The organism is Mucilaginibacter pallidiroseus, from assembly GCF_007846085.1.
Lineage (GTDB): Bacteria > Bacteroidota > Bacteroidia > Sphingobacteriales > Sphingobacteriaceae > Mucilaginibacter > Mucilaginibacter pallidiroseus.
Genome location: NZ_VOEJ01000011.1, coordinates 31287 through 43380, shown reverse-complemented (window position 1 = coordinate 43380; position 12094 = coordinate 31287). Strand labels below are relative to the sequence as shown.

The 12094-nt window shown below is 44.9% G+C and carries 6 protein-coding genes; 1 reads left to right on the top strand and 5 read right to left on the bottom strand.

Translation table 11 applies throughout. The features are described from left to right. Positions 1-5: 5 nt before the first annotated feature. Entirely contained in the window at positions 6-2144 is a 2139-nt protein-coding gene (locus FPZ43_RS18375; protein WP_261381142.1) for a cbb3-type cytochrome c oxidase subunit I, read from the bottom strand. A gap of 548 nt (positions 2145-2692) precedes the next feature. On the opposite strand from FPZ43_RS18375, the gene FPZ43_RS18370 reads away from it, so the two are divergent. Further along, positions 2693-3496 carry a sensor histidine kinase gene (locus FPZ43_RS18370; protein ID WP_146383391.1) on the top strand — a complete coding sequence of 268 codons (804 nt, stop codon included), beginning with the start codon at positions 2693-2695 and terminating at the stop codon, positions 3494-3496. A gap of 588 nt (positions 3497-4084) precedes the next feature. Here the strand turns inward: FPZ43_RS18370 and FPZ43_RS18365 are convergent. From FPZ43_RS18365 to FPZ43_RS18350, 4 genes are all read right to left on the bottom strand, one after another. Next, on the bottom strand, positions 4085-5371 hold the full coding sequence (locus tag FPZ43_RS18365) for an NAD(P)/FAD-dependent oxidoreductase (protein WP_222431007.1): 1287 nt from the start codon (positions 5369-5371) through the stop codon (positions 4085-4087). Between the two features lie 82 nt (positions 5372-5453). Next, the gene (locus FPZ43_RS18360; RefSeq protein WP_146383390.1) at positions 5454-7187 is read right to left on the bottom strand and encodes an FAD-dependent oxidoreductase; all 1734 of its coding nucleotides are present in this window, start codon (positions 7185-7187) and stop codon (positions 5454-5456) included. Between the two features lie 212 nt (positions 7188-7399). Further along, positions 7400-9673 carry a sensor histidine kinase gene (locus FPZ43_RS18355; RefSeq protein WP_186461896.1) on the bottom strand — a complete coding sequence of 758 codons (2274 nt, stop codon included), beginning with the start codon at positions 9671-9673 and terminating at the stop codon, positions 7400-7402. 116 nt (positions 9674-9789) lie between these two features. Further along, complete coding sequence (locus tag FPZ43_RS18350; RefSeq protein ID WP_146383388.1) at positions 9790-11697, bottom strand: sigma 54-interacting response regulator; 1908 nt, start codon at positions 11695-11697, stop codon at positions 9790-9792. Positions 11698-12094 lie beyond the last annotated feature (397 nt).

Genomic DNA, 12094 nt, shown 5'->3' with positions numbered 1-12094 from the left:
TTCTGTTAGACAGGATTTGAAATAATGTGGTGATCACCAAGAGCGTCCATGACTTCTTTTCTGATCTCGTCCTCTGAACGGCGGAGTGTCATTGTATACATATTCCAGCAAAAAACGAGGTGCGAAAGCCACATTAAAGAGCCTCCAATGGCCCTCCAAAGCCAGTATGGGGCCATCAGTACGACGCTGTCTATAAAAGGTTTGCCGGATTGCCAGGCCATACCTTTCAGTGTACCGCCGATCATTAACGGCACGGTATAAAAAAGCAGACCAACCAGTGCAAGCCAGAAATGAGCCCCGACCCAATGCTGTCCGGGCTCTTTTCCTGTTAGACGCGGAACCAGCGTGTAAATAAAAGCCCATAACATAAATGCAATAATGCCGTACATCGTGATATGCGAGTGGGCTGTGGTAAAATCGGTAAAATGCCATACAAGATTGGTTTCCCTGAAAGCTTCCGCCGTACCCTGCATGGATCCGGTAAAGTAGAAGATTATGCCAACAAGATAAAAAGGCAGCGTATAGCTCCGGCTGATCTTGTGGAAGTTACCTTTCATAGTCATTAGGAAATTGGTCGTTCCGGCAAAAACCGGGATCAGCATACCGACACTTCCGACGATAGCAACAGTCTGCAGCCACCAGGGTATCGAACTGAATAAAAAGTGATGTGTGCCGATCAGCGTGTAGAAAAGTATTTGTGCCCAAAAGGCAAGGATTCCCAGGCTGTAGGAATAAATCGGCGTATTCAGCTGCTGGGGAAGAAAATAGTAGATCAGTCCCAGATTGAAAAGCATGAACCACATTCCCACTGCCTGGTGCATATAATAACCCTGCACTATGGTTTCGCCGAGTCCGTTCTGCCACTGGGGAATATATCCCACCAGGACGATTACAATTACAAACATCATGGCCGCCACGATGTACCAGTTCGAAATATAGATTTCGGTGGTTGTACGTTTGCCGATGGTACGGTAATAATTATAAAGTGTCACAAAGATCCCCCCTCCGAAAAGAGCCATTACCGGCCAGATATATTCACGGTATTCGCCGCCGCCGTTATTGATACCAGCCATGAGCGTCAGCGAACCACCGAGGACAGCACTGTTAACAAGGATAAGTGACCAGTACGCCAGACGGATACTGAATACGACAGTATTGCTCACCCGGGGTACGACGTAATAACCAAGGCCGAGCATGGCCAGCGAAGACCAGCCCCAGAAAACCATATTCGTATGCACGGGACGCAAGCGTCCGAAACTGAGCCAGCTGACGTGATCTGCATCAGGGGCAACAAATTTAATTCCGAGATATTCTCCGACTGATGTTCCGAGCACCAGCCAGGCAGTTGCTGAAACCAGGTACCAGAGGACCACCTTCACAAGGGCTTTATCCAGGTCATGGGGAACCGATGCCTTCCTTTTCGCAGCTAGGAAGCGGGGGGAATCGACCTCCGCAATATTATGTAATAAACCCTTCTGATCGGCGGGAAATACGGTGCTGCCAAGTTCTTCATCAGATAATTTAAAATCAAGTGAAGCCTTTCGTTCCAGGAGCTGTTGGTAGAATTCAGGATCCGCATCCGCTGTTGTGAGCAGATCCGCTGTTTCGTTTTCGATGCGCCGGAATTGTATGCGCCTGATCAGACGGGAAATTTTAATGCCGGTATACCATACCGCAATCATGAGCGGCAGAAGGATCAGTGTGACAGTGATGATCATTCCGGGGCTTTTCACAAGAAGTTCAGGGACTGGTTCAGTTTCAGCCTTAACAGGTGCGGTCAGCAAACTCATGAAGATGATCGCCATTACAATGCCGGCATTATTCCCTGTCCTTTTCCGTAAAGCAGCCTTGTGCGTCAACACGTGACTCAGATCCTTTCTGTTCAGTGCCGATAGCTGTTGCTGCCTCCAGCGTTTCTGATCACTCTTCCTGTCTTTTGCTTCTACTCTGAGTTTAACAGACAGGCGGTAAAGCCAGAGCAGCAGGAGAAGCATTATAAAGATCCCCGAGCCCATTGCCAGTCCCGAAACGACCTTGCTGATTTCGTGTCCGGAATTGCCGGAATTACCGTCCGTTACGGCAAATGCTGCGGAAGTGCTGATCATCCCGGTCAAAGCTGTAATGAAGAGTTTATTTATTTTCATCGTTTTTCTGATATATTACCTTTCAACTGAACTGGTCATACTTTCTGCCACTTTTTCAAACCTGGTATCATTTCCTGCAGTTTCCACAATAGCCGGAGTACTTGGATGACAATACCGGGGTTATCGACTTACGTGCCAACGATTCAAAAACCTGAATATCAAATATTTAAAAAACACTCACGATTTACCTAACTCCGATATTTCGGAATTACGCGTTTTAGCGACGTTCAACACGCGAAATAGCGTGTCCCCGAATTTCCAGAAATATGGCTTGCAGGAACATCACACAGCTTATAAATTATCCCGGAGCTGAACGAAAAGTGGCATCTGGACGCCACCTTATCGGATAAAAACGATATAAAGTCTCTAATATGCTCGATATTTATCCATAGAACATTGATAAACAGTTATTTAAATTTATGGCACCTGACTTGCAAAACGCATTGTGCCGGTAAGGATCCGGAGGAACACTAAAAAGACATTTCTGAGTGACGGTGGAGAGTTATATCTTTTTCCCCGGTACATCGAAACATTTAACAAATACTGAAATGCAGGAATCTAAAGCTGATCATACGGTCCGGGATTTGAATGTTAACCAGGCCGCGACCCCGTCTCTTGTCCCTCCCGGCGAATCAGTACCGGGAACCGGCCCGGCGGAGCAAGACCGGACAGAGACGATGAAATTGCTTGGGCATGAGATCAAAACACCCTTATGTCTCGCAAAACTCTACCTTCAGATGGCCCAGCGGCTGCCCGATCAACATACGGATCAGTTGCGATACTTTATAAACAGGGCTACTGAACAGATAGACACCATTACGAAAATTACTGACGATTTTGCAAAAGGCTTCGACTGCCCGTTATCTGACGCGGGGATGGTGCCATACAGATTTGATATGGTTCTGCTGATCACAGAAACAATCGGCGAAGCTGTACTGCTGTATCCCGGTTACAATTTCGATGTACTGGGTGTAAAAACTGCGTGGGTCAAAGCAGAAAGACACAAGATCAAGCAGGTGGTGAATAACTATCTGAGCAACGCTGTGAAATATTCATGCGGGAGCAAAAAAGTGCTGATCAATTGCAAAACCACGCCTGAGGCCGTCACTGTGACGGTTAAGGATTTCGGCACAGGCATTGAAGCAGGCTTAACGGAAAAAATATTTCAGCGGTTTTACCGTATCAGGACGGCAGGTGTTGAGAATACTGAAGGAAACGGCTATGGTCTTTTTGTCGTCAGTGAGATTATTGGTCAGCATAGAGGAAAGGTAGGTGTTCGGAGCATATGCGGGCAAGGTTCAGAATTTTACTTCAGTCTACCGGCTACCGACGGGGGATCTGAAAACGGATAGTTAACTGATACACACCGGGATCGTAATCGCCCACAGGAATTTTAACGGGCAAACTGTAATTTCAATTTACAAAATTCAACGGTCGTGAAGTAATCCGGCATTGGTTTGACTGGCCTTAAAATAAGAACTTTTTTAGTGGAAACCAGTTTAAACTAAGCGAGCAGTAGGGAAATAAAAAGTCTGCTTTTTCAATTGCAGACTTTTCAAAAAAGCTATATTACATCCTGAAATCTAAAAAAGCAATATCCTATCTTGTTTTGGGTCATATTAAATGTTACCAGCACCACTGAACCTCCTGAACGCCAAACATTATCTAACCTGACAGGATTGATTATCTAAACGTTTCCCTGTCTTACGTATTCAACATTATACCTGCTTTTCAACAGGTAAAAACGCGAATGATCATTAAAGGATAATTCATGCGCTTTTAAAAACGCATACATTCTGGCTGTGTTTCATTTTCTTGAAGGACCCCAACGCAGTATTCCTAAAGATCTGCTTTCTACCTCTTCACAGTAATCTGTTGAGTTAACTATTTTTCAGGAATGCTTAAAGTGACCGGATCTGGTTTGGATGAGGTCGTCCCTCTCACTCCGTTTTCTCAGTACGGAAGATCATTCTCAGCGCCCTGTCTTTAGACAGATAGGCTGTTGTCCAGTCATACAGGGTTATAAACTTATTTCTGAAACTGACGAGCGACATCAGATGAATAAACAACCATATGAAAAGGCCTGCAAGTCCACGGATATGCAGTTTATGCCTGAAAAGATCCACAACCGCCCGGGTACGCCCGATGATAGCCATATCTCCTTTGTCAAAATATACAAAAGGCTTAACCGGCTGCTCACGGGCAAGCGCCCTGAGATTCATTGCCAACGCTTTTCCCATTTGAATAGCGGGCTGTGCCACCTGCGGGTGGCAATGGGGATATCTTGGATCATCGGTATGAAGTGCGGTATCTCCTATCGCATAAACATCAGGAAGACCCTTCACCCGGCCCAGTGCATCGGTAAGCATACGTCTTCCGATTCCAAGGCTTGTTTCCGGTATTCCATCGAAAGTATTCGCGGTTATACCTGCGGCCCAGATCATAGTTCTTGCTTCTATAACCGTCCCGTCATCCAGGAGGATTCTTTCTCCGTCATAGTCTTTCACCCTGGATATCAGTTTAATAGTAACACCTCTTTCTGACAGTATCCGGTAAGCCTCATGGTGGGTCTTTTCACTCATTGGTAAAAGCAGAGCGGGTCCTCCGTCAATGATATATAAAGTTACCTGCTCATTCTTAAGTTCCGGATAATCTTTGGGCAGGATATATTTCTTCATCTCAGCGAGCATTCCCGCGACCTCAACACCTGTGGGCCCGCCTCCGGCAATCACGATTGTCAGTAGTTTTTTTCGTTCGTCAGGGTTCGTCGCAATGCTGGCTTCTTCCATTGTCCGCACCATTGCATTCCGCATACGCAGCGCATCATCGATCGTCTTCATCGGGATCGAGTGCCTGCGGATATTTTCATTACCGAAGAAATTGACTCTCCCACCAGCTGCAAAAACAAGAATGTCATAGGTTAAATCACCATTATTAAGGAAAAGCTTTTTTGCCTCCGGGTCGACACGTAAGACTTCAGCCAGACGAAATGTAAGACTACGGTTACGAAATAGTTTGCGGAATGGGGCACTGATGCTGGAAGGGTCAAGAAAAGAGGTCGCCACCTGATAAAGAAGCGGCGGAAAATAGTTGTAATTATTTCTGTCAACAAGCGTTATGCTGTACCGCTTATCTGTGATCAGGTTTTTTGCCAGATTAAGGCCTGCAAAACCACCGCCGACGATCACTACTTTTTTCTTCGATAAAAACGTTTTATTCATTTTCATAAAATTTTCCGAAACTCATCAGTCTGCCGGGAAATATATTTTTAAGCAGACTTTCTGAAATCATTAAATAAAAAGTAAGCTTTTATCTGAGGATACTGTCGCTTTCCCTGTAAATATTATCTATGCTCCAACGAAATTCATTAAACGCCGACAGCAGAAAAGCGCCGGCGCAAACTGAAGGAACCGAGTAATTGAATACAGCTTTAGTACCTGCTGTGAAAACCATACAGATGATAAATATCAGGGTGAGCAGGCAGGCTCCCATTGCATTCCATTTTGTTTTATATCCGAGTATAAGGAGCAGCCCAAATACCGCCTCACCGATTGTTGCGATCAGCCCGAGAATTTTAGTCAGATCTGCAGGTGACCATGGCATAAGCATCTGCGTATATGCAATAAAGTTCTGCCAGTTTCCCCAGTTGATGTTCTGACCGCCGGGGGCGCCCAGCCAGCCTATCCTGTCCATTACAGCGGATAAAAATCCGAGTCCGATCGATAAGCGGAGTAACAGTTGTGCGTAGTCTTTTTTTTTCATTAGAAATTTGTTTGATTGAAAATGCTGTTTATTATTAATTTGCGATGAACACTTGTAAGTTTCTTTTATTTTATCCAGCTTCGGGCTTTCAGGATAAGATGCCTTGACTGCATCTTCAGCGTCTGCGGGCGGGTACATCAGTCTCGTATTAAGATACACTTTAATATCATGAGCCTCTCTTCCTGTTAATTCCACTTTGTGATCACGGTCCACGGTCAACAAACGATTGTTTTCACCGAGATCAAAGCAGGTGATCAGTTCAGTCTGACTGTACTCTTTCAGTGGAAGATCAAAGAGATCATTGATTGCATTATGGCCTGCCCAGCGGCCCTCAAAATTGCTGTATTGAGTCGCCATGAGAAAGGTTTCACCGTTCCCGGTATCTATGGTTGCAACATCTCCGCTGAGAATAACATTCCTATATTCCGGTAATTTCAGATATGCATCTACTTTCAGCCGGTTAAGTTTATCACGTTCTCCGCTGAACTGAGATGTGAGGGAACTGGCTTCCATACCGGCAGCCCAGATCACAGTTTTCGTAGCAATAACATCACCGCTGCTTAGCCTGATCGATCCAGGATCCACAGAGGTGACTTCCGTCCCGGTGAATACTTCTATATTCTGAAATTCTATGGCTTTTCGAATGTAATCCTGCCCTTCAGCTGAGTAGCTGCTGGCGATATCAGGAAGCTTTTCAATATTTATCGCTTTGAAAGGCGGGGGCAAACCGACGATGCGTTTGGCAATACTGTTTGCCTTTTCCACGATCGTCAACAAGATTTCGAGCCCGGTCTGCCCGGATCCGACAACAACGAGCGTTGTCGCCCCCTTACCGCGGAATTGCTCCCTGGCCAGCTTTTCCAGGTGTTGCTCCAGTTTCCGGGCAGCATCAAACGATTCAACGTTGAACGTATGTTCAATACCCGATACATCTGATCTTTTAAGAACACTGCCGGTCGAAAGAACAAGGTAATCATAGCTTACCGATGATGTACTGTCGATGGTGACCACCGATATTTCATTGGTTTCAGGTGATATTTTCTCTACCCTCCCTGTTATCAGGGTAATACCGAGCGGAACAGTATATCTCAACAGTTCTACACTCAGCCCGTGTGGGGAAGTTTTATAAAGACGGGGTCCAGCGATAAAGGGTTCATCCGGATGGATAATCGCTATCTCGACCTCATCTCTTTTATTGATTTTTCGGCTTTGCCTCACTGCACTTAGTGCACTCCAGAATCCTGAAAAGCCACCGCCGATAATTACCAGTCGTTTCTTCATAGCGCACACGGGCGTCGATAATTAGCATTCGACTGTTGGTGAAAGACAAGACTTATACCATAAGTCTATTAAATTGATTATCAATGAATAATAATTTTTAAATAAAGTCAAGGACACGATATGTCGTGACCAGTTGATTTTATGGCGATTAGACGTTAGGTGCCTGAGATTTTCTGTCCTGCACTTAATTTCGTTAAGAACAACTAAAGATTTCAGGTGAAGAGTGTCCGAAGATCTGAAAGCGCCGGCTTAACCACCGATGCGTCGATAATGTCAAACGAAATGACTATCACAGCACCGTTGTCATTTTTACGTTCAAAGCATCCATTGATTTGTCTGGAAAGAGCGGCCATCATTTCCATACCCAGGTTGGAAGCACGATTTTCCAGATGTTTAAAACCTTTTCCATTATCGGCGATGACCAGCCTTACTCTTTTGCTGTTCAATGCCGAAGCTGTAATTTTTATTTCCCCGCCTGATCCGTCAAATGCATATTTAATAGCATTTGTGACCGCCTCATTCATGATCAGGCCCACCGGAACGGCCTGAGCAGGATCCAGCTTGATAGGATCAATATTCTGGGTGATTTTGATCTTTCTTAATTCCGGAGTGTAAACACCTGAGAGGTAACCGATCAGATCATGTACATAGTCTTTAAGCCTGACCGTCGAGAGTCCGGACCTGGTGTAAAGCTTCTGGTGAATGATCGCGATCGACTGTATCTGATTTTGTATATTCCGGATTGCCCTTACTGCCTCATCGCTTTGAAGATGAGAAGATTGCCCATACAGAAGGCTTATGACGATCTGAAGATTGTTTTTTACGCGGTGGTGAACCTCCTTTAATAACCATTCTTTCTGAACCAGCAGATCGTCTTTTTCCACTATTAGTTTCTCCTTATCATCAAGCAAAATGGAAAGACATCGATTCTGCTCATTGATCTGCGACTGCTTTGCGCTCAGATGCCGATTGATCCTGATCTTGTGGCGATAGGCATACCAGGTCACGCACGCAAGTATGAGGATGAAAAACGAACCTGCAATCAGGCCATAAAACTGGGCATTGCGACGCTCTAAAGTCGCTTTTTGTATAGCCGTTTCGCTGTGCAGTTCCTGTATGGTTTTATCTTTTGCCAGTAAGCGGTATTGTGACTCGAGTTCATGAATCTGTTTGGTCAATTTTAAATTGTTTATCGAATCATTTAACTTAGTAATGCTAATGTAATTTTTAAGGGCAGAAAAGAAATTTCGTTTTACAGAGTCTATGGTATATGCATAATACAGCATTCGCCTTTTTATCAGAACTGACCGACCCTTTTTTGGCATAGCATTTAGCTCCTTAAAAGCTGCCTCAAATTTGTCCCATTGTTGCTTCTTCATGTAAAAACGCAGCAGCGGGTCCGAGATTGAAATGTAATTATCTATTCTGTAGAATTCCTTCTTTTGCGGGAGCGCATCATGTACCTCTTTTGAAGCCGTCCTAAATTCTTTTATGAGTTTTCCGGCCCTCTCCAGTTCTCCGGACTGCGTATAAAGCTGGATTTTTGAGGATAAAAGCAACATAGTCTGATAAACATTCCGATCTGGAAACCGGTTCTCAAATTTCTTAATGAACTCCAAACCTTCCCTGCATCTACTCAATTTACTGTTACATAACGCTATACCTCGTATGCAGAGATAATAGTAATCCTTGAAATTGACTTTTTCCGAAAACTTCATACTTTTCAGGTAAGCTTCCAGTGCGTTCTGCTCCTGCTGGTCATTGTAGTAAGCGCCGGCAAGACAGAAATAATACATTGCTCCGTCATTGTCATTGCGATTAGGGTCCTGTTCGAAGAGGTTAGTAGTCTCGATACGTGCCAGCAGGCCCTTTTTTATTTCGTTTTTACGGTAAAGGACTTCAGCCAGTAAATAGTATGCGAGGTAGACTTTACGATATTTTAACGCTTTATATTGTCTGATAACCGACAAAAGTTCTTTCTCCGCCTCGTTCAGATTTCCGAGCACCATATTAGCGTCGGCTACTTTTCCAAGCAGATCGGCCGACTCCTGTTTCATACCGGCGGCGCTGAATAATTTATATGAATTCGCATATGCCTTTTTTCTGATGGCTGCATTGGGGACATCCGTATACATGATAAAATCACCAAACATCAGCCATATCAAAGCGGCCTCCTTTATGTAATTGTTTTGTTCGTAATAATTTGCAGCACTGCTGAACAGCTCATTTGCTTTGAGATAATCGTGAAGCGTGGCGCTTAGACAGGCTTTTGTAACTATGCATTTATAATAATACCGCGGAAGCCGCAGTTGCCGGCTTAGTTCCGCTGCTTTATTAGCATAATAAGCCGTGCTGTCCATATCGGTTCTTTCATCGCCTGGCTTATCCAGGTAATAATTCGAAAGTTTAAGCATCGTAATGATACGGTTGCTGTCCGGAGCCGATTTGCGCAGTATCTGAAGCAATGTATCGCGTCCCTGCGCCATGAGATCGGTACAGCAGCTGCCAAGAAAAAGGAACAATATGAAATTTCGAATATTCATTTTCAGTCAACGCTTAATTAACCCGTAGCCGCGATTTCAAACAATTACCTGATGCAAACCTATCTGATTCCCAGTCTTTTCATTTTGGAGTGCAGGGTTGTCGGAGGAAGTCCCATAACCGCAGCCGCACCGTTAGCCCCTCTTATTCTACCGCTGCAGGTGCTCAGGACAGAAAGAATATATTCTCTTTCGTTTTCATCAATTGTTTTGATTCTTGCCGGAGTTTCTGCAGCCGGAAGAATCAGTCTGCTTTGTTTTGGCATTTCCGCATCCGTTATGATCGTCCCTTTTGTCATTAGTAAGGAGCGCTCGATAAAATGTTCCAGCTCACGGACATTCCCGGGCCATGAATAATTTATCATTTTCTCCATAAGCTCGTCGGAAACGCCGCTAACCCCTTTTTTATAGCGCAGGGCATAGCGTGTGACAAAAAAATCCGTCAGTGCCGCAATATCTTCTACCCTTTCTCTTAATGCCGGCACGCTTACCGGAAAAACAAAAAGACGGTAATAAAGATCCAGTCTGAAGCGACCGTTCTCCATTTCAACCTCCAGGTCCCGGTTGGTTGCGGCAATAATCCTGACATCTATCTTTATAGGGCCCCGGCCGCCGATCCTGTCGATCTCCTGTTCCTGCAGTACCCTCAGCAGCTTAACCTGCACGTCCATGGTGAGCTCGCCGATCTCATCCAGAAATATAGTCCCGCCGTTTGCGATCTCGAACTTTCCTTCCCTTTTTTCCACCGCTCCCGTAAAAGCCCCCTTCTCATGACCGAATAATTCGCTTTCAACGAGATTAACAGGTAAGGACGCGCAATTGACAATAACAAACGGCTTATCTTTTCGTATCGAGCGCGCATGAATACTTCTCGCTACCCTTTCTTTACCCGTACCGCTTTCGCCCAGTATAAGAACGGATGTATCGAGCGGTGCCACGATCTCGATCTTGTCCAGCACAGATAACATAGCAGAACTAGTGCCCACCATACCGTCAAAATCTCCGGAGGTACCACTTTCGCCTCCACCTTTTCTCAATCCCGTTTTCAAAGGTTGTACAGAAACCTTACGGGTAAACAGATTGTGCAGCAATGTTTGTATACGGCTCAGAAGGACCAGATGATGCTGACTGTAAATATTTGAACGCCGGTTATAAAACTCGATCCGGATCATGTCATTGTTCTCGGCTTCTACCGGAAAAAGGATCGCCGATCGCAGATCGTAAATACCGCTAAGCAATTTGCTTCGCGGACTCACGTCAAATAAGTTTTCAAAGTCGCTATCACTATAAATCTTTTGCCTGGTAATGCCATACTCTATTAAATTAGCAGCTCCCGGGATGCCTTTTTTCTGACCTGCGATATTCCTGAATCCCTCGTCACCAATGTATTGGTATTCCTCAAAGCCGACCCTCAGAAGCCCTGAATTTATCTCCGGTGAGCGGTCACTGACCAGGTTGACGATATTAAGGTAATCAAATGGCACATGCGGCTGCAAAACCTCTGCTATCCGGATGAAAAGCGTCTTTTCATCTTTGATCGCATCCGTGATGCCGCGCAGTTTCCTATCCAGGTCCTGCTCTTCTTTATAACGGGAATCCAGCATGTGCTGATGCCGGTAGAAAGCCACATCCAGCGTGGTCAACAGATCGAATTCACGGAACGGCTTAACGATAAAACCCAGGGGAAGCGTCTCTTTGGCCTGCTCCAGCGTACTCCCCTCGAAATTCGCTGTCAGAAAAACAATCGGGATATTTTCGGCAGCAAGACTACGCGCGAGATCGATTCCTGAAAGATCCCCTTTCAGCTGGATGTCAACAAGAACAAGATCGGGCGAATGCTCCTTTGTTAATGACAGCGCCTCTTCTACATTATCAGCAACGCCGGAAACTTTAAAGCCCGAATCCCGAAGTACCGATTTGATATGCTGAGATACCAGGAACTCGTCTTCGACGATCAATATTTTTTTCATAAATGGCACCAAAATCACGAAAGAGATGCAGCCTTATGACTGAAATCCTATCATTTAGATGACAATTTGTTTAGCATAAGCCAGATTTTTTTGTCAGAATCCGAGGTTCAGGACTTAATCAAATGCTCTCCCTATCGCAGGGTAAATATTCGTAAATGATGTAATCAGAACTAAAGTCGGCAATTTATTGCAGTTTTTCAAACCCTTTTCCAAAGCGTTCCATATGGAGACACTGCTTAGTGCAAAGCCAAAAAAATGGCATGGTTTAATTCCAGACAACCGACGAAATATCATCGGCTGATTTTTCCTGAACGAACGAAATAACGTCGATTTTCTTACACAAGGTGCCCTCTTACACCTTTTAGGCGTATGGCACATCTTTGGTTAAAAGCGCTAA